Origin of the sequence: Mesorhizobium sp. M0751 (genome assembly GCF_040320265.1) — a bacterium.
Lineage (GTDB): Bacteria > Pseudomonadota > Alphaproteobacteria > Rhizobiales > Rhizobiaceae > Mesorhizobium.
This window is the reverse complement of sequence record NZ_JAMYPH010000010.1, coordinates 158,868-177,409: the sequence shown is the minus strand read 5'-3', so window position 1 is coordinate 177,409 and position 18,542 is coordinate 158,868. Positions and strand designations below refer to the sequence as shown.

Here is an 18,542-nt window from a genome sequence, read left to right as displayed (position 1 = left end):
AATCGAGGGAATGAAGAAATCATGGTAGCAATCAAGGACAAGGTCAAAACCTTTATCGTCGACAACTTCCTGTTCGGGGACACGTCCTACGAGCTTGCAGACTCGGCATCACTGATCGAGAACGGCATCATCGACTCGACGGCCGTGTTGGAGCTAGTGGCATTCATAGAGGATGATTTCGGCATAGCGATGGTCGATGCCGACATCGTACCGGCCAATCTGGATTCGATTGACCGCATCTCAGCCTTCATCAAGGCAAAAGCAGAAGCGCTGGCAGCTTAGGCGCCATCGGCGAGGAGCGTCCGTGCGGATCGAACATTTTCTGACGGCGAAGGCCGCTGCCCATCCAACCAAAACGGCATTGATCACCGAGCACAAAAGGCTGTGCTACGAAGAGCTGGACGATCTATCGAGCCGCCTGGCCGCCGCCCTTTTCATGAATGGCGTCAGGCGCGACGACCGGGTGCTGATCTTCATGGACAATTGCTGGGAGGCTGCGGTTTCGATTTTCGCGGTTCTTAAAGCAGGCGCGACTTTCAGTCCGATCAACGCATCCACCAAGGCCGAAAAGCTGGCCTACATCATCGCCGATTGCGATGCCGCTGCGATCCTCACGCAGGCAAAACTGATGCCCGTGGTCGCCGAGGCGTCCGGATCCTCCGGCAAAACGTCCTCCGGCAAGACCGGCATCTTCGTGGCTTCCACCGTTGCCGCCGATAACCAATGCCCGGCAGGAGCCACATCGCTGGCGGATTGCTTGACGTTCCAAGCCAGGGAGATCGACCATCGCGGCGTTGACGTCGATCTTGCGATGTTGATCTACACCTCGGGCTCGACCGGCCGCCCCAAGGGCGTGATGATGACGCACCGCAATTGCGACGCGGCGGCCGACTCCATCACCACCTACCTGCGCAACTCGCCCGACGACATCATCTTGAATGTTCTGCCCCTCGCTTTCGACTACGGCCTCTACCAATTGCTGATGGCAGTCAGGCTCGGCGCCACGCTCGTGCTCGAGAAGTCCTTCGCTTTTCCCCAGGCGGTCTTTGAGCGCATCCGCCAGGAAGGCGTCACCGGGCTTCCGCTCGTGCCCACGATGGCAGCGATGATCCTGCAGATGAGGGATCTGGCACCGGGCTTCCTGCCCAGCCTTCGCTATATTTCCAACACGGCGGCTGCCTTGCCGCCGCCTCACATAGAACGCCTTCGGTTCCTTTTCCCCGGTGTCAGGCTCTATTCGATGTATGGCCTTACAGAATGCAAGCGCTGCACCTATCTGCCGCCCGAGGAACTCGACCGCCGGCCGGGCTCGGTCGGAATAGCCATTCCGAACACCGAAGCCTTTGTCGTCGACGACGAGGGGCAACGGGTGCCGCCGGGCGTAGCAGGTGAGCTGGTTATTCGCGGGCCGCACGTCATGCAGGGTTATTGGCGAAACGAAGCTGCGACGGCACGAGCCCTGCGCCCGGGTCCGAACCCTTGGGAGAAGGTTCTCTACACCGGCGATCTGTTCAGGGCCGATGAGGAAGGCTTTCTCTATTTCGTCGGCCGCAAGGACGACATCATAAAGTCGCGAGGAGAGAAGGTGGCGCCCAAGGAAGTGGAAGCCGTGCTTCACGCTCATCCGGGCATCGCGGAAGCGGTGGTTGTCGGTGTGCCGGATCCCGTGCTCGGGCATGCGATCGGCGCAGTTATCATACGGTCCGACCCGGCGCTTAGCGAAAAGGATATCATACGCCACTGTGCACGCCACCTTGAGGACTTCATGGTCCCCAAGGTCATCGAGTTCCGCAGCGATCTGCCGAAGACCGATACCGGCAAGGTCAGCCGTCGGCTTGCGGCAGAAACCATGGAGGCCGCGCAATGAATGTTCGCCCGACCGAGGACGCGCGGACCTTTCTGGCGCAGGCTCTGGCGATCGACCTGGCTACCGAAACGGACCGTATCGTAACGGCCTTACGCCAGCAGTTGCGCGGGCTTCGCAAGCGGGGCCTTGTGCTCGGTCTTTCGGGAGGGATCGATTCGAGCGTGTCGGTCGCGTTGGCGGCACGAGCCGTCGGCCCCAAGAATGTGCTTTGCCTGTTCATGCCGGAAAGCGATTCCGATCCTGAAAGTCTGCGGCTCGGCCGCCTCGTCGCCGAAACTTTCGGTGTCGAGGCAGTGACGGAGGATATCGGGCCGATCCTGCGCACAATGGGGTGCTACAAGCGTCGCGACGCCTTCATCCGCGAATTGGTCCCGGAATACGGCGAAGGCTGGGCCTCGAAGATCGTGATCGCGAACGCCCTCGAGGGCGGGGGTTACAACATCTCGTCCCTGGTGGTGCAGGATCCGGAAGGCAGGCAGACGAAACTGAGAATGCCGCTGCCTGTCTATCTCGGCGTCGTCGCCGCTACCAATATGAAACAGCGCACCCGCAAGCAGATTGAATACTATCATGCCGATCGCTTGAACTTCGCCGTCCTTGGAACGCCGAACCGGCTGGAATACGATCAGGGTTTCTTCGTGAAGAACGGTGACGGCGCAGCGGACGTCAAGCCGATCGCCCACCTCTATAAAACGCAGGTCTATGCGCTGGCGGCTCATCTCGGTGTTCCGGAGGAAATCCTGAACCGGCCTCCGACCACCGATACCTACTCGCTGGCGCAGACCCAGGAGGAGTTCTACTTCTCGCTTCCTTATGACCGTATGGATCTTTGTCTTTACGGTCTCAACAACGGCGTGGCGGCTGAGGTAGTGGGGCAGGCGGCGGGGTTGGCCGCGACACAAGTGGAACGCGTCTGGGCCGATATCATCGCCAAACGCAAGGCGACCCGTTATCTGCATCAGCGTCCGCAACTCGTTGATGACGTAGAAGAAATCGGTACCTGACAAACAGGTAGAGCGGTGCGTTCGGTTCGATTTGAATGCGTCCGGCCTTAGCTGAAACGGCTGCCGATCAGCCGACTCCACTGCTCGCCCGCAAGCCCGTTCAGGAAGACTTGCGAGTTCTTCATGGCGTCCAAAAGCTCTGGATCACGTGAATGTACCACCGTTGAGGCAACGGTCAGGAAAGCAATGCGTCGTCCAAGCATCGCCTCCAGAAGTGCAGGTTGAATACGTCCGCGCAGGCCGCTAACGCCGCGCGCGGCGGCGTGATCGATCAGGCAGTCAATCACCGGGCCCGCCTGGCCGGGAAGGGCGAAGATCTGCAGCACGCGACCAATTTCATACTTCCGTGCGTAATAGGCGAAAGCGCCGACATTGGTGCCGACTGGCGACGTCACACAAACGTAGACAAGCTCGCCCAGATCCGGCTTTTGTGCCGCATCGGTCAGGATGTGGTCGAGTTGGCCTTTCGTCCAATCTGGGCGCAGGGCGAATTGAGCGGTAAACGGTTCGATGAGCCTGGCAAATGTGTGGCTGTCGATTTCGGATGTACGAAATGCTCCGTGGCCTGCCCCGTCCACCGCCACACCCGACCAACGTCGCTCGCTGGACGTCATCCTCCTGCAATAAAATCGGTCGACTGTACGCGCCAACGGATTGAGCATTCGCGCAAGCGCCAAGCGATTGGCGGAAAGGCTAAGCATGAAGGCCGCGGGGCGCATCACGCGGACCCAGTCAAGGCTGTATTGCGGCAGGACCACACCGCGCAGCCGGGTCCACAATTTCACGGAAATATCGTTGGCCGTCTCGCTGAAGGAGATGTCCTGCGGACCATCCAGGTAAGCTTTCAGCAAGCGGGCGCCGGCCAGCGGGTCATGCTCATGGTCCTCGACCATGAGCGAGCTACAGATTGCCGCGCGTAGTCGTCGGCCGTTGAACGTCATCGGCAGGACGTGGACGCCGACAAATCCGGAGACGCGACCGGCGTCGTTGACATGGACAAGCGACCGGAGGTTGTCTCCGCAACCGGGCGCATCCAGATAAAACCGTTTCATGTATTCCACGAGAGAGGCCGGCGCTTCGGTCCTCTCCTTCAACAGCACGCGCTGAAACATGTTCGCAACTGCCGGGAGGTCGGCGCCTTGCAAGGCGCGAATGACGCTCAAGCCCGGCTCCCGCCACCAATTTCCCGTCCACCGAGCTTCCGGGCCAAGGCGACACGAGGCACGAGAACATCGGACGCGAGTTCCAACTCGACGCCCATGAAGCCGTGCAACCTCGGCCAGTTGCGATCGCCCCGATGACCGAACGGAGTGCTGAATTGCTGCGGCAAGGTGGAACCCTTTGCTTGACCGACGAAAAACCGGCGTCATTGCTGCTAGCAGATTCAGGTAAACCGATATTAAAGTCGTTCCTTTGAATGGTAGCGAACCGGGTTTGTCCGGCCCCATACCTGGACATCAGCAATTTCGTTCCTGGCGGAATTTATACAACCCGCGGGCATGAGTTGCGTGCTCCACGTCGAACTGTTTTCGGCTAGCCAAAGTTTCGCGCGGCGGCTCTTGACTGGGAGCGCGGGCGTAATACGGTGGGGACAAATACCGGCTCTGACCGCCGGGCGGCAAGAATGCCTCGTATGCCTCGCCTTGCGGCGGTGGCTGCGGGGCATTGTCATTTTGAGGCTTTGCTTGAAACGGCATATCGAGATCGGCATTCTCTATTCGCGGTCCGGCAACTACCGGCTGGTGTCCGAATCCTGCCGCGCGGGCGCGATGAACGCCATCGCCGACCTCAACGTCGATCCCGCTATCCCGTTCGAATTCGCCCCGGTCGAGCGTGACCCGCAGGGCAACATCGATCGGTATGCAAGCGGCTGCGCGGACATTCTTGCCAACAGCGGCGCGCGTCACATCATTGGCTGCGTCACCTCGTGGAGCCGCAAGGAGGTCATTCCAATCTTGGAAAGGGCAGGCGGCACGCTGTGGTATGCCTGCCCGTACGAAGGCTTCGAAGCCAACGAGCATGTCGTCTACACGCACGCCTGCCCCAATCAGCATCTCGTACCGCTGCTCGCCTATGTCGTGCCTCGTTTCGGCGCCGACGGCTTCCTGCTCGGTTCCAACTACATCTGGGGTTGGGAGACCAACCGCGTGGCGCGCGACCTGATTGCGGACGCCGGCGGCAAGGTGCTGGGCGAACGCTATCTGCCGCTCGGCGAGGTCGATGTTGCGAGGCTGATCGCGGAGATACAGGCGACGAGACCTGATTTCATTCTGAACAATCTCATCGGCCCTTCTTCTTATGCCTTCATCGCTGCCTATGCCGAGCTTGGCCAGCGCGACCCGCATTTCGGGCCGGAGCGTTGCCCGATCCTGTCCTGCAATCTCACGGAATGCGAATTGCCGGCGCTCAACGGGGCAGGCGATGGCCATCTGTCCGTTGGGCCCTATTTTCACGACATCTCGGAGGTGGATCGCGGAGCGGCTTCAGTGTCTTCCGTCATGCCTGCCTCATCCTTCGAGGCGGCGGCTTATGCCTCGGTGCGCACCCTCGCCGAGATCCTCACGCGCAGCCCCGATGCACAATGGATGGATCTTCCCAAGGTCTTCGCCGAAACATCATTTCGAACGCCGCTGGGCGACATCGCCATCGACCCGCAAACCCAGCACACTACCTTGCCGGTGCAGATCGGACGTATCGATGGAACATCGTTCAAAACGGTCACGCTGACGAAGGGCGTGGCACCCGATCCCTACCTTTCCCGCTATGACCGGACGGAGACGTTCGGGCGGCCACGCCTGCGGGTAGTGTCGTGAGCAAGATGGCGCGTATCCCGAACCTTGGAGGCGCCAGGGCCTTTGTCCTGCATCGTCCACATCCGACCGTGCAGGCGATCACAAGGCAATTGTCGGCCATCGGCCTTGAGGCGATTGGCTTCTGGCCGGAACTGCCGGCCGAAGCCTTGGCGGCGGACTTCGTTTTCTTCGACGTCGACCTCGGCTTTGACGAGCAATTTCCGTGGAAGCCGGGCGAGGCACCGATGCCGCTGATAGCACTGATCGGCTCCGAGGCGCCGGGGCGTGTCGAATGGGCACTGTCGCACAAGGCCGATGCCCAATTGCTGAAACCGGTCGGCAATGCCGGCGTCTATAGCGCGCTTTTGATCGCAAGGCAGAGTTTCGAGGCGCGCAAGCTTCTGGCCAGCGAGATTGCCTCGCTTCGTCAGCGGGTCGCGGAGCGCCAGACCATCGTACGCGCCGTGGAGGTCTTGTCGAAGGGCGCCGAGGACGGCCGTGCCTATGCGCAGCTCCGCTCGCTGGCGATGAGCTGGCAAATCAGCGTCGAGGACGCCGCGCGCAGGATCGTGGCGATGACACAGGAAGAAGGCGACGATGACCAATCCGATCGCGCCTGAGCTTTCAGCCGCCGGGCGTATGCCAGCCAAGCCTCGCGCCGGCGTCTGGCGACGTCTGTTAAAACGGCCTCTCGCTTTGCTCGGCCTCGGGATTGTTGCCGTTGTCTTGACCGGCGCCATTCTTGCACCGTGGCTGACAGGCTACGATCCGAATGAGCAGATGTTCGACGGGCTCACGCTTGAAGGCGCGCCACTGCCGCCGGGGGCCCAGTTCTGGCTGGGCACCGACCTGCTTGGCCGCGATCTGCTGACCCGTCTCCTCTTCGGCGCGCGCACGTCGCTGATCATCGGCATCGTCGCCAATGGCGTGGCGCTTCTGATCGGCACGCTGGTCGGCATCACCGCCGGCTATTTCCGCGGTTGGATCGGCAGCGCGCTTATGCGCTTCACCGATCTGATGATGGCTTTCCCGGCGCTGCTGCTCGCCATCTGCCTGGCGGCGGTGCTCCAGCCGAGCCTGTGGATCGTCGCCATGGTGATCGCACTGGTGAACTGGGTGCAGACCGCCCGCGTCATCTATACCGAGACAAGTTCGCTCTCCGAGCGCGAGTTCATCGATGCCGAGCGCACCATCGGCGCAAGCGCTCCACGCATCCTGTTTCGTCATATCCTGCCGCACCTTTTGCCGACGATCATCGTCTGGGGCACGCTCGGCATCTCGACAACGGTGCTTCTGGAAGCGACGCTCAGCTATCTCGGCATCGGCGTGCAACCGCCGACCGCGTCCTGGGGCAACATCATCTTCGAAAACCAAACCTATTTCCAGGCAGCGCCCTGGCTGGTTTTCTTTCCGGGTGCGGCGATCCTGGCGCTGGCACTAGCCTTTAACCTGGTCGGCGATGCGTTGCGCGACATCCTCGATCCGACGCAAAGGGGGCGGGCATGATCGCCTATCTCGGCCGCCGCGTTGTCCAGTCCGTGCTCATCTTGCTCGGCGTCTCTCTGATCACCTTTGCGCTGCTCTATCTGCTGCCCGCCGATCCCGTCCGCCAGATCGCCGGCCGCAGTGCCACGCCCGAGACGGTCGAGAACATCCGCCGGCAGCTCGGCCTCGACCAGCCCTTTGTCGTCCAGTACTGGCACTACCTGACCAGCCTCCTCAGCGGCGATCTGGGGCGCTCCTACATTCAGCGCTCGTAGGTCACGGAGCTTATCGTCTCGCGGCTGCCGGCAAGCCTGCTGCTGATGGTCGGCGCCATTGCCTGCGAAGTCGTGATCGGGCTGACGATGGGCCTCATCGCCGCCGTCAAGCGTGGCACCGCCACCGACCAGTCGCTGATGGTCGCCTCCTTCGTCGGCGTCTCGGCGCCGCAATTCGTTGTTGGCCTGCTGCTGCTTTATGTGTTCGCGGTGCGGCTCGGCTGGTTCCCGATCGGCGGTTACGGCACCTGGCGTCATCTGGTGCTGCCATCGCTGACCATGGGAATTCTCGGTGCCGGCTGGTACGCCCGCATGATGCGCTCGTCGATGATCGACGTGCTGCGCCAGGATTACGTGCGTACCGCGCGTGCCAAGGGTCTTGCACGCAGCGCCATTATCTTCCGCCACGCGCTGCCCAACGCCATCCTGCCGGTCATCGCCATGATCGGCATCGACATCGGCATCTTCATGGGCGGCATCGTGGTTGTCGAAAGCGTGTTCGGCTGGCCAGGCATCGGCCAGCTGGCCTGGCAGGCCATTCAGCGCATCGATATTCCGATCATCATGGGGGTCACCCTGGTTTCGGCCTTTGCCATCGTGCTTGGTAATCTCCTGGCCGACACCGTCGCACCGTTCATCGATCCACGCATCAAGCTCAGATGAAAACCAAGAAAAACCAAAGAAGGGAACATGACATGAGAAAATATCTGATATCGACCGTGGCGGCATCGGCGCTTGCGCTGGTGCTTGGCATGACAAGCGTACGCGCCGAAGACGCCGTCGATCCGAACGCCAAGCAGGGCGGCGCGATCATCATCACCTACAAGGACGACGTCGCCACGCTCGATCCAGCCATCGGCTATGACTGGCAGAACTGGTCGATGATCAAGAGCCTGTTCGACGGGCTGATGGACTACGAGCCGGGCACCACCAACCTGCGGCCCGACCTTGCCGAGAGCTACGAGATTGCGCCCGACGGCAAGACCTTCACCTTCAAACTGCGCCACGGAGTGAAGTTCCACAATGGCCGCGAGATGACCGCCGATGACGTGAAATATTCGCTCGATCGCGTCACCAATCCAAAGACACAGAGCCCGGGTGCCGGCTTCTTCGGCTCGATCAAAGGCTATGACGATGTCGCTGCCGGCAAGGCGGAAAGCCTCGCGGGCATAACCGTCGTCGATCCCTACACCATCAAGTTCGACCTGACCCGGCCCGACGCCACCTTCCTGCATGTCATGGCGATCAACTTCTCGCATGTCGTGCCGAAGGAAGAAGTCGAAAAATACGGCGCGGACTTCGGCAAACATCCGGTCGGCACCGGCGCCTTCAAGCTCGCCGAATGGACGCTCGGCCAGCGCGTGGTCTTTGAGCGCAACCCGGATTACTGGCACAAGGGTCTGCCGCATCTCGACAAGATAACCTTTGAGATCGGCCAGGAGCCGATCGTGGCGCTGCTGCGGCTCCAGAAAGGCGAGATCGACGTTCCCGGCGACGGCATTCCGCCGGCGAAATTCCAGGAGGTCATGGCCGATCCCGAGCAGAAGGCCCGTGTCGTCGAGGGCGGCCAGTTGCACACCGGCTATATCACCATGAATACCACCATGGCGCCCTTCGACAATGTGAAGGTACGGCAGGCGGTCAACATGGCGATCAACAAGGACCGTATCGTCCAGCTGATCAACAACCGTGCGGTGCCGGCCAATCAGCCGTTGCCGCCGTCGATGCCTGGCTATGACAAGGAATTCAAGGGCTATCCCTACGACGTGGCCAAGGCCAAGGCCTTGCTTGCCGAGGCCGGGCATCCCGACGGATTTGACACGCAGCTGTTTGCCATGAACACCGATCCCAACCCGCGCATCGCGCAGGCCATTCAGCAGGATCTGGCGGCGGTCGGCATCAAGGCCAGCATCCAGTCGCTCGCGCAGGCCAATGTCATCGCCGCCGGCGGCGACAAGGCCGGTGCGCCGATGATCTGGTCCGGCGGCATGGCCTGGATCGCCGACTTCCCCGATCCGTCGAACTTCTACGGCCCGATCCTGGGCTGCGCTGGTGCCGTCCCGGGCGGCTGGAACTGGTCGTGGTATTGCAACAAGGAGCTCGACGCCAAGGCGGCCGAAGCCGACTCCATCGTCGACCCGGCCAAGGCTGGCGAACGCGCCAAGATGTGGAGCGAGATCTACGGCAAGATCATGGAAGACGCGCCCTGGGCACCGGTGTTCAACGAGCAGCGTTTCACCATGAAATCAGCCCGCATGGGTGGCGCCGACAACCTCTATGTCGATCCGGTCCACATCCCGATCAACTACGACAATGTGTATGTGACCGATGTGCAATAACTGCGACTACACCATCCACGGGCGCCACCATCATTTCGGCTGGGACAATTCCTTTGTCCCGGTCGAACGGGTGGCGCCAGGGTCGACGATCGAGTTCCAGTGCCTGGACTCGTCCGGCGGGCAGCTGACGATGGAGAGCACCGTCGACGACGTTGCCTTGCTCGACTTTGCCAAGGTGAACCCGGTCACGGGGCCAATTTATGTCGACGGGGCGGAGCCGGGCGATGCCCTGAAAATCACCATCGAGGCGTTCAAGCCGTCGGGCTTCGGCTGGACGGCGAATATCCCGGGATTCGGTCTGCTGGCGGATGACTTCACTCAACCGGCACTAAATATCTGGAACTACGACGCCGCCTCGCTCGAACCGGCGCTGTTCGGCAAGAACGGCCGGGTGCCGCTCAAGCCCTTCGCCGGCACCATCGGCAATGCCCCGGCTGAGCCGGGCCTGCATTCGGTGGTCCCGCCGCGGCGCGTGGGCGGCAATCTGGACATACGCGATCTTGCTGCCGGCACGGTGCTCTACCTGCCCGTAGAGGTCGCGGGAGCGTTGTTCTCGGTCGGCGACACGCACGCCGCGCAAGGCGACGGCGAGGTGTGCGGCACGGCGATCGAGAGTCCGATGAACGCCGTGCTGACGCTCGATCTGGTCAAGGATGCCCGGCTGCGGACGCCGCGTTTCACAACGCCCGGCCCGGTGTCGCGGCATCTCGACGCCAAGGGCTACGAGGTGACAACCGGTATCGGGCCGGATCTGATGGACGGCGCCAGGAGCGCCGTCTCGCAGATGATCGACCTGCTCTCTGGCCGCTACGGTATGGATCCGATAGACGCCTACATGCTCGTGTCGGTTTGCGGTGACCTGCGCATCAGCGAGATCGTCGACATGCCCAACTGGGTGGTTTCTTTCTACTTCCCCCGCTGCGTCTTTGAATGAAGGTGGAGGACATCAAACGATCCGGGCAGGCCGCCGCGGAGAGTGGCTCCATCAGGCCGGTACTCAGCGTCTCAGGTCTGAGCGTCACCGTGCGTGGTGAGGAGGGCGAGCGCGACGTCGTTTCCGACCTCACATTCGACCTGATGCGCGGCGAAACGCTTTGCATTGCCGGCGAGTCCGGTTCCGGCAAGTCGATGACGGCGCTGGCCATCATGGGCTTGCTGCCGCAGCCGGCGGCACGCATCGGATCAGGCTTCATCCGGCTCGGCGATCAGGATCTCGCGGCTCTCAGCGAGAGCGGCATGCGCCGCATCCGCGGCGACCGTATTGCCATGATCTTCCAGGAACCGATGACATCGCTGAATCCGGTTCTGTCCGTCGGCCGTCAGCTCACGGAGGCGATCGAGGCACACACCTCGCTGTCGCGCTCCGAGTCTCGGCTGAGGGCGCTAGAGGCGCTGAAGGCAGTCCGAATTCCGGATGCCGAACGGCGGCTCGAGCACTATCCGCACGAACTCTCAGGCGGCATGCGCCAGCGCGTGATGATTGCCATGGCTCTGGCCCTGAACCCGGATGTGCTGATCGCCGATGAACCGACGACTGCTCTCGACGTCACGGTTCAGGGCGAGGTGCTGGAGTTGCTGCGTGACCTGCAGCGCGAGCACGGCACTAGCGTTATCCTGATCACGCACGACATGGGCGTCGTCGCCGAGATGGCGGACCGCGTCATCATCATGCGCGATGGCCGGATGGTCGAGCAGGGCAGGGCGGCCGACATCTTTAATCGCCCGCAGGCCGACTATACGCGCGAGCTTCTGGCTGCCGTGCCGCGCATCGGCGGAGGACGGACCGCCGAAGACCGACAAGACGCCGCCAACATGCCGGCCGAGCTTGTATCTGTCAGCGATCTTCACGTCCGCTTCGACCTGCACGGCGGCTTCTTCGGCCGCGTCGACCGCAGGGTGCACGCGGTCGAAGGCGTCAGTTTCTCGATCGCGCCGCACGAAACCCTGTCGCTGGTCGGCGAATCGGGCTGCGGCAAGTCGACGACGGCCAAGGCGATCGCCGGGCTGGTGCCCTACACTGGCAGCATTTCAATCGGCGGCCACGACTTGTCTGCGCTCAGCCGCAAGGAGCGCAAGGCTGTACGCCGCAATGTGCAGATGATCTTTCAGGATCCCTTCGCGTCCCTCGACCCGCGCATGCGAGTAGGCGATCTCGTCGCCGAGCCTCTGCTGATCCACGGCCTCGGCGACAGAGAGCAACGGCATGCCCAGATCGCCACCCTGTTCGAACGCGTCGGCCTCTCCGCTGACCAGATGGAGCGCTACCCCCACGAATTCTCCGGCGGGCAGCGCCAGCGAATCTGCATTGCACGAGCGCTGGCGCTGCGACCGAAGCTGATCATTGCCGACGAAAGTGTTTCTGCCCTCGACGTATCGGTGCAGGCGCGCGTGCTAAGATTGCTGAAGGAGCTGCAGCGCGAATTCGGCGTCGCATATCTCTTCATCTCGCACGATATGGCAGTGGTGGAGAACATCTCTGATCGTGTGGCGGTAATGTATCTGGGGCAGATCGTCGAGATGGGCACCCGCGACCAGATATTCTCCAACCCGCGCCATCCTTACACAAAGCGGCTGATCGAAGCCGTTCCGGTTCCCGATCCGGGCCGGCGCCGCGCCCGGTTCGCCCGTTTGGACAGCGAAATTCCAAGCGCTGTGCGGCGCATCGGTGACGAGCCCCGGAAACTCAAGCTCGAAGATGTTGGCGACGGCCACCTCGTCGCCACTTGATCGAGCTTAGGCTGCCTCGTCCAGCCAATCCCGCAGAGGCTCGGGGACAGCTGCATATGTGATGTTCGAGCGTCGGAAAAGGATCGCCGAACGGCGCTGCCGCGGCAGCGCCGTTCGGCGATGCCGAGTTGGCAAGATCACCAGTTTACATCTGACATGTTAGCATGCTATCGCTACGTGCACATTGATTTCAACGGAGATCGCATTGGCTTCCCGCTTTGGTCTTTCGGTTGCCCTAACCACACCCTTCGACCCGTCGGGGAAGATAGCGCTCGCGCCAATGATCGCGCACGCCCGAGCCTGCCTTGGCGCCGGCTGCAGCAGCGCGACGCTGTTCGGCACCACTGGCGAAGGGGCCTCGGTCGGCACCGACGAGCGGCGGATCGTCACCGAGGCCATGCTGGCGGCCGGTATTCCGGCACATCAGCTCGTCGCCGGAGTGCTGGTCGATGCAGCCGAAGATGCCGCCGATCAGGCCCGGCACGCTTTGCAGCGCGGCGTTCGCAACATTCTGCTCGCCCCGCCGAGCTACTTCAAGAATGTCGGCGAGGACGGGCTGTTCGGATGGTTTTCCGCCGTCTTCGCCGCACTCGGTCCGCTGGCGCGCGACGTGCTGCTCTATAACATTCCCTCAGTCACCATGGTGCCGCTCCCGCTTGGGCTGATCGGCCGGCTGCGCACCGCTTTTCCCGCTGTGGTGGCCGGGGTGAAGGATTCCGGCGGGGACTGGAGCTACAGTGAGGCGCTGCTTGAAGCGCACAGCGATCTGGTGATCCTCATCGGCGACGAACGGCATCTGGCGAGAAGCGTGCGCCACGGCGGACAGGGCGCGATTTCCGGCATGGCTAATTTTGTTACCGCCGAAATCCGCGCAATGGTCGAAGACGGCCGCGACGACCCACGCGTCGAGGACTTCGTGCTCGAATTGCTCAGATACCCGGTCACGCCGGCGGTGAAGGTCATGGTTGCGCGCAAGACCGGCGACGAGCGCTGGCTGGCGGTCCGCCCGCCCCTGGAGGCGATCGATCCGCAAGGACAGCGGCAGCTTGCCGCGGCTTACGACAGGCTGTTTGCGACAGAGGCGGCCTGACCGACAAGGCCGGGCTGACCGATAAGGAAGCGAGCTGAAGTGGAAGACGGCAGCGAACCGATCACTCTCCGGGAGAAGGCCTATGCCAGCTTCACGCGGCATTTGCTGGCCCGCGATCTGCGGCCGGGGCAGTTCGTGTCACAGCGCGAATTGGTCGCTTTCACCGGACTGCCGCTGGGTGCTATTCGCGAGATCGTCCCGCGTCTCGAGGCTGAGGGACTGCTGACCACCATCCCGCAGCGCGGCATGCAGATCGCGCATATCGACATCAATTTGATCCGCGAGGCGTTTCAGTTTCGGTTGTTCATGGAACGCGAGGCAGTGGCGTTATTCACGACCAGCGCTTCTGACGCCGAACTTGCCCGCATGCGGCGCGAACATGAGGAGATGCTGGCTCAAGCTCTGGGACAGGCGCCGACGCCGGAAATGGAAGCCAAGGCCCAGAACATCGACTGGGCCATGCACGACACCTTCATCAATGCGCTCGGCAACGAGATTATCGCCAAGGCCTATCTGGTCAACTCGGTGAAAATCCGGCTGATCCACCAGGAGCGTTTCCGCATCGATGGACGTGTGGTGCCGGTGATGCGCGAACATTTGGCCGTCATCGAAGCCATGGAGAGCCGCAATTCGCAAAAGGCGGTTGAAGCGATCAGTCTGCATATCGACAATGCGCGCCGGCTGGCGCTCCAGATCTGAGGAAATATAGCCGCGCCGCAGTTCGCGGCGCATCCACAACGACAGCAACCGGGAGGAAGAAATGTCGTCCAATCTGTTCAACCCAACCAGGAGGCAACTCCTTGCCGGAACCGCGGCGCTCACCGCTGCCGGCCTTGTGGGGCTTCGCCCCGGCTTTGCCGCAGGCGTAGACTGGAAACGCTTTGCCGGGACGACACTTGACGTCAACCTGGTGAAAAGCCCGCGCAGCGACACCATCCTGAAATATCTCGCCGAGTTTGAGGAACTGACCGGCATCAAGGTCAATGCCGAGGCAACGCCCGAGCAGCAGCAGCGCCAGAAGACGGTGATCGAGTTGAGCTCGGGCAAGCCCAGCTTCGACGTCGTGCATCTGAGCTACCACGTGCAGAAGCGCCAGTTCGAGAAGGGTGGCTGGCTGGCCGATATCGCCGGCTATCTCGCCGATCCATCGCTCACCGATCCGGCGCTGGTCGAAAGCGACTTCGCCGAAGCCGGCATGCTGTTTGCCAAGGACGGCCAGGGCGTGCTGCGTTCACTGCCCTTCTCGGTGGACTACTGGATCGTCTACTGGAACAAGGAGCTGTTCGAGGCCAAGGGTCTCAAATACCCTGAAACGTTCGACCAGTTGGCGGCCGCCGCCGAAGCGCTGACCGACTCGTCGACCAATACATACGGCTTCGTCGCCCGCGGGCTCAAGAACGCAAACACGCCGGTGTGGACGTCGCTGATGCTCGGCTACGACATGACGCCGCTCGATGACAAGGGCAAGCTGCGCACCGAGGCTCCCGAGGCGATCGAGGCTGCCGCGCTCTATCAAAGATTGATGACCAAGTCCGCCCCTCCGGGCGTTACCGGGTTCAATTGGGCCGAAGCACAGTCTGCCTTCCTGCAAGGCAAGATCGGCATGTGGCTCGACGGCGTGGGTTTTGCCCCGCCGATGGAAAATCCGGAAAAATCGAGAGTGGTCGGCAAGGTCGGTTACGGCGTCATGCCCAAGGGTCCCAAGGCGCATGCCTCGGGTACCTTCGGCGACGGGATTGGCGTTACCGCCGCCAGCGAGAAGAAGGAGGCCGCCTATCTGTTCTGCCAGTGGGCGGTATCGCCAGCCATGGGCGCGCGGCTGTTGCAGGCCGGCGCTGGTGTTCCATTCCGCAAATCCGTGCTGGAGGATCCCAAGGTGCGCGAAGGCGTCACCATGCCGGCAAGCTGGCTTGATGCCGTGGTCGGCTCGGGCAATATCAGCCGGCTGGCGCTGCCGGTCATCATCCCCGTCACCGAATTCCGCGACATCTATGGGGTGGCGTTGACCAACATGATTGCCGGCGCCGATCCCGCCGCGGAGCTGAAGAAGGCGACCGAGCAGTTCCAGCCGGTTCTCGACAGGAGCGAGCAGGGCTGATGTCGGCCACCACCCCAGAACAGACCGGGGTGACGATGCCGGTTATCGACGGGAGCCAGACGATCCGGCTGGCTCCCAACTACTGGCCCTTCGTTGTCCCCGCACTCGTCGTCGTCGGCGCCGTCATCGTTTTCCCCTGGGCTTTCACCCTATGGATGAGCGTCAATCGCTGGACGCTCGGCCAGTCGCGGAGCTTTGCCGGGATGGAAAATTATCTCCGCCTGGCTAGCGACCCACGGTTCTGGGAATCCCTTGTTCATACGTTGACCTACACATTCCTCTCGGTTGCAGCGCCGATGCTGCTGGGCACACTGGCCGCCCTGATCTTCGACGCCAGGTTTCCGCTGCGCGGCCTGCTGCGCGGCGTCTTCGTCATGCCGATGATGGCGACACCCGTTGCCGTGGCACTGGTCTGGACAATGATGTTTCATCCTCAGCTCGGCGTGCTCAACTACCTGCTGTCGCTGGTCGGCATCCCGGCTCAGGAATGGATCTTCAATGCCAACACGGTCATCCCGTCGCTGGTTGCGGTCGAGACCTGGCAGTGGACGCCGCTGGTCATGCTGATCGTGCTTGGCGGGCTGGCCTCGGTGCCGCGCGAGCCCTTCGAAAGCGCCGAGATCGACGGCGCCAATGCCTGGCAGCAATTCCGCTATCTCACTCTGCCGATGATCGCGCCGTTCCTGATGATCGCGGTCATCATCCGCACCATCGATGCCTTGAAGAGCTTCGACATCATCTATGCGATGACCCAGGGCGGGCCGGGAACGGCGTCGGAGACCATCAACATCTATCTCTACAACACCGCCTTCTCCTACTACGATATCGGCTACGGCTCGGCCATGGCCGTGGTGTTCTTCATTGTCATCGTGGCCCTGTCGTTTGTCCTGCTGATGCTGCGCCAACGCTCGCAGTGGATCGATACGGAGGGCAAATAGATGAGTTCACGGCTGCTCAACCAGATCGGTCTGTTTTTCGCTGCCCTGGTTTTCGTCTCGCCGGCGATCCTGTTCTTCCTCTGGATGATCTCGCTGTCGCTGAAATTCGAGATCGATAACGGTGCCTATCCGCCGATCCTGATCCCCGAACGCTTCGCCTGGTCGAACTATGTAAAGGTGTTCGAGGAGAACAATTTCCTGCTCTATCTCTGGAACTCGGTTCTGGTGACCGGCACGGCGACCTTGCTGGCGCTGTTGATCGGCGTACCGGCCGGCTATGGCATCGCACGGCTAAAGGCTGAACGGTCGGCGGTCGTCATCATGATCGCCCGCATGACGCCTGGGCTATCCTATCTCATCCCGCTGTTTCTGCTGTTCCAATGGATCGGGATCCTCGGCACGCTATGGCCGCAGATCATCATCCACCTGGTGGTGACGGTACCGATCGTGGTCTGGGTGATGATCGGTTATTTCGAGACCACGCCGATGGAACTGGAAGAGGCGGCCAACATCGACGGCGCCAGCTCCTGGCAGGTTTTCCGGCTGGTCGCCCTGCCCATCGCTAAGCCGGGCATCGTGGTGGCCTTCATCCTGTCCGTGATCTTCTCGTGGAACAATTTCGTCTTCGGCGTGGTGCTCGCCAGCCGTGAGACGCGCACCCTGCCGGTCGCCGTCTACAACATGCTGTCCTACGAGCAGGTGAGCTGGGGGCCGCTCGCCGCGGCGGCGCTGGTGGTGACGTTGCCGGTGCTGATCCTGACCATGTTCGCGCAAAGGCAGATCGTCGCGGGGCTGACCGCCGGCGCCGTCAAGGGCGGCTGAGGGGCGCGCCCTGACATCACTCTTTTCCAGGAAAGATCCAATGGCATCGGTAACGATCAACAACGTGCAGAAGGCCTTCGGGGCCACCAAGATCATTCACGACGTCAGCGTCGATATCGCCGACGGCGAGTTCGTCATCCTGGTCGGCCCGTCGGGATGCGGAAAGTCGACGCTGCTGCGCATGATTGCAGGCCTTGAAACGATCTCCGGCGGGAAGATCGCCATCGGCGAGCGTATGGTCAACAACCTGCGTGCACGGGACCGGAACATCGCCATGGTGTTCCAGAATTATGCGCTCTATCCGCATATGACTGTGGCCGACAATATGGGCTTTGCCCTCAAGATCAAGAGAGCCGATCCGGCCGACACCGCTGGCCGGGTCCGGAAGGCAGCTGGCATTCTTGGCCTGGAAAAGCTGCTCGACCGTTATCCGCGCCAGCTTTCGGGCGGCCAGCGCCAGCGGGTCGCCATGGGCCGCGCGATCGTACGCGACCCACAGGTCTTCCTGTTCGACGAGCCGCTCTCCAACCTTGATGCCAAATTGCGCGTCCAGATGCGCGGCGAGATCAAGGCCCTGCACCAGCGCCTGGGTACCACGACGATCTATGTCACGCACGACCAGATCGAGGCCATGACGATGGCCGACAAGATCGTCGTGCTGCATGACGGCCTGGTCGAGCAGATCGGCGCGCCGCTGGACCTCTACGACCATCCGGCCAACCTCTTCGTTGCCGGTTTCATCGGCTCGCCCGCCATGAACTTCATCGCCGGACGCATCGAGGAGGGCGTGTTCCGCAGCGCCGGCGGGTTGGTCCTGCCGTTGCCGGAAGGCGCCCAGCCGGTGAATGCCGCGGGACGCGAACTCGTCTACGGCATTCGCCCGGAACATATCCGGGCGACGGGGCAAGGTATGCCGGGCACGGTCACGCTTCTCGAGGCGACCGGCTCGGAAATCTTCGCCAGGGTCGACTGCTCCGGTGAAGAAATCTCCTGCCTCTTCCGAGAAAGGCTTGCGCTCAAGCAAGGCGAAGGGGTGCGGATCGAGATCGACCGCGCATGTGCGCATCTGTTCGACGCCGAAACTGCTCGGCGCATCTGACTCGGT

Annotated in this window: 16 protein-coding genes and 1 pseudogene; 16 read left to right on the top strand and 1 reads right to left on the bottom strand. The window is 62.1% G+C overall.

Annotation, left to right across the window (positions count from 1 at the left end; genetic code table 11):
* Positions 1-18 precede the first annotated feature (18 nt).
* The 3 genes from NKI19_RS17475 to nadE are packed head-to-tail and all read left to right on the top strand — an operon-like array spanning position 19 to position 2,871.
* Entirely contained in the window at positions 19-282 is a 264-nt protein-coding gene (locus NKI19_RS17475) for an acyl carrier protein (protein ID WP_254818658.1), read from the top strand.
* A 22-nt stretch (positions 283-304) separates the two neighbouring features.
* Complete coding sequence (locus NKI19_RS17470; protein ID WP_352489635.1) at positions 305-1,867, top strand: class I adenylate-forming enzyme family protein; 1,563 nt, start codon at positions 305-307, stop codon at positions 1,865-1,867.
* A complete protein-coding gene (gene nadE / locus NKI19_RS17465) occupies positions 1,864-2,871 on the top strand; it encodes an NAD(+) synthase (protein WP_352489636.1) in 1,008 nt (335 codons plus the stop codon). The genes NKI19_RS17470 and nadE overlap by 4 nt, the downstream gene beginning before the upstream one ends.
* A 47-nt stretch (positions 2,872-2,918) precedes the next feature.
* Here nadE and NKI19_RS17460 read toward each other — a convergent pair whose 3' ends face one another.
* Positions 2,919-4,034, bottom strand: coding sequence for a hypothetical protein (locus NKI19_RS17460; protein ID WP_352489637.1), 1,116 nt, complete (start codon positions 4,032-4,034; stop codon positions 2,919-2,921).
* A gap of 522 nt (positions 4,035-4,556) precedes the next feature.
* Here NKI19_RS17460 and NKI19_RS17455 point away from each other — a divergent pair.
* The 13 genes and pseudogenes from NKI19_RS17455 (at position 4,557) to NKI19_RS17395 (ending at position 18,536) form a co-directional block, all read left to right on the top strand.
* The gene (locus NKI19_RS17455; protein ID WP_352489638.1) at positions 4,557-5,684 is read left to right on the top strand and encodes a transporter substrate-binding protein; all 1,128 of its coding nucleotides are present in this window, start codon (positions 4,557-4,559) and stop codon (positions 5,682-5,684) included.
* Entirely contained in the window at positions 5,681-6,283 is a 603-nt protein-coding gene (locus NKI19_RS17450) for an ANTAR domain-containing response regulator (RefSeq protein WP_023716955.1), read from the top strand. The genes NKI19_RS17455 and NKI19_RS17450 overlap by 4 nt, the downstream gene beginning before the upstream one ends.
* 19 nt (positions 6,284-6,302) lie before the next feature.
* A complete protein-coding gene (locus NKI19_RS17445) occupies positions 6,303-7,169 on the top strand; it encodes an ABC transporter permease (protein ID WP_352489756.1) in 867 nt (288 codons plus the stop codon).
* Positions 7,166-8,086, top strand: a pseudogene (locus NKI19_RS17440) (ABC transporter permease). The gene NKI19_RS17445 and the pseudogene NKI19_RS17440 overlap by 4 nt, the downstream one beginning before the upstream one ends.
* 32 nt (positions 8,087-8,118) lie before the next feature.
* Entirely contained in the window at positions 8,119-9,762 is a 1,644-nt protein-coding gene (locus NKI19_RS17435; RefSeq protein ID WP_352489640.1) for an ABC transporter substrate-binding protein, read from the top strand.
* Positions 9,752-10,696: an acetamidase/formamidase family protein gene (locus NKI19_RS17430; RefSeq protein WP_352489641.1), complete on the top strand. Its 945-nt coding sequence runs from the start codon at positions 9,752-9,754 to the stop codon at positions 10,694-10,696. Before NKI19_RS17435 ends, NKI19_RS17430 begins: the two co-directional genes overlap by 11 nt.
* Positions 10,693-12,489: an ABC transporter ATP-binding protein gene (locus tag NKI19_RS17425; RefSeq protein WP_352489642.1), complete on the top strand. Its 1,797-nt coding sequence runs from the start codon at positions 10,693-10,695 to the stop codon at positions 12,487-12,489. Before NKI19_RS17430 ends, NKI19_RS17425 begins: the two co-directional genes overlap by 4 nt.
* Positions 12,490-12,694: 205 nt before the next feature.
* A complete protein-coding gene (locus NKI19_RS17420; protein WP_352489643.1) occupies positions 12,695-13,579 on the top strand; it encodes a dihydrodipicolinate synthase family protein in 885 nt (294 codons plus the stop codon).
* A gap of 39 nt (positions 13,580-13,618) precedes the next feature.
* Entirely contained in the window at positions 13,619-14,278 is a 660-nt protein-coding gene (locus NKI19_RS17415; RefSeq protein WP_352489644.1) for a GntR family transcriptional regulator, read from the top strand.
* 61 nt (positions 14,279-14,339) lie between these two features.
* Positions 14,340-15,677: an extracellular solute-binding protein gene (locus NKI19_RS17410; protein ID WP_352565735.1), complete on the top strand. Its 1,338-nt coding sequence runs from the start codon at positions 14,340-14,342 to the stop codon at positions 15,675-15,677.
* A gap of 35 nt (positions 15,678-15,712) precedes the next feature.
* Entirely contained in the window at positions 15,713-16,615 is a 903-nt protein-coding gene (locus NKI19_RS17405) for a carbohydrate ABC transporter permease (protein WP_245274609.1), read from the top strand.
* Complete coding sequence (locus NKI19_RS17400; RefSeq protein WP_023674179.1) at positions 16,616-17,437, top strand: carbohydrate ABC transporter permease; 822 nt, start codon at positions 16,616-16,618, stop codon at positions 17,435-17,437. It abuts the gene before it with no gap.
* A gap of 40 nt (positions 17,438-17,477) precedes the next feature.
* Positions 17,478-18,536, top strand: a complete 1,059-nt coding sequence (locus NKI19_RS17395) for an ABC transporter ATP-binding protein (RefSeq protein WP_352489646.1) — start codon at positions 17,478-17,480, stop codon at positions 18,534-18,536.
* The last annotated feature ends 6 nt before the right edge of the window (positions 18,537-18,542 follow it).

Coding starts and splice junctions, on each gene's coding strand:
- NKI19_RS17405 (WP_245274609.1), top strand. CDS start 15,713: ATGCCGGTTATCGACGGGAGCCAGACGATCCGGCTGGCTCCCAACTAC.
- NKI19_RS17410 (WP_352565735.1), top strand. CDS start 14,340: ATGTCGTCCAATCTGTTCAACCCAACCAGGAGGCAACTCCTTGCCGGA.
- NKI19_RS17430 (WP_352489641.1), top strand. CDS start 9,752: ATGTGCAATAACTGCGACTACACCATCCACGGGCGCCACCATCATTTC.
- NKI19_RS17400 (WP_023674179.1), top strand. CDS start 16,616: ATGAGTTCACGGCTGCTCAACCAGATCGGTCTGTTTTTCGCTGCCCTG.
- NKI19_RS17425 (WP_352489642.1), top strand. CDS start 10,693: ATGAAGGTGGAGGACATCAAACGATCCGGGCAGGCCGCCGCGGAGAGT.
- NKI19_RS17395 (WP_352489646.1), top strand. CDS start 17,478: ATGGCATCGGTAACGATCAACAACGTGCAGAAGGCCTTCGGGGCCACC.
- NKI19_RS17435 (WP_352489640.1), top strand. CDS start 8,119: ATGAGAAAATATCTGATATCGACCGTGGCGGCATCGGCGCTTGCGCTG.
- nadE (WP_352489636.1), top strand. CDS start 1,864: ATGAATGTTCGCCCGACCGAGGACGCGCGGACCTTTCTGGCGCAGGCT.
- NKI19_RS17445 (WP_352489756.1), top strand. CDS start 6,303: ATGCCAGCCAAGCCTCGCGCCGGCGTCTGGCGACGTCTGTTAAAACGG.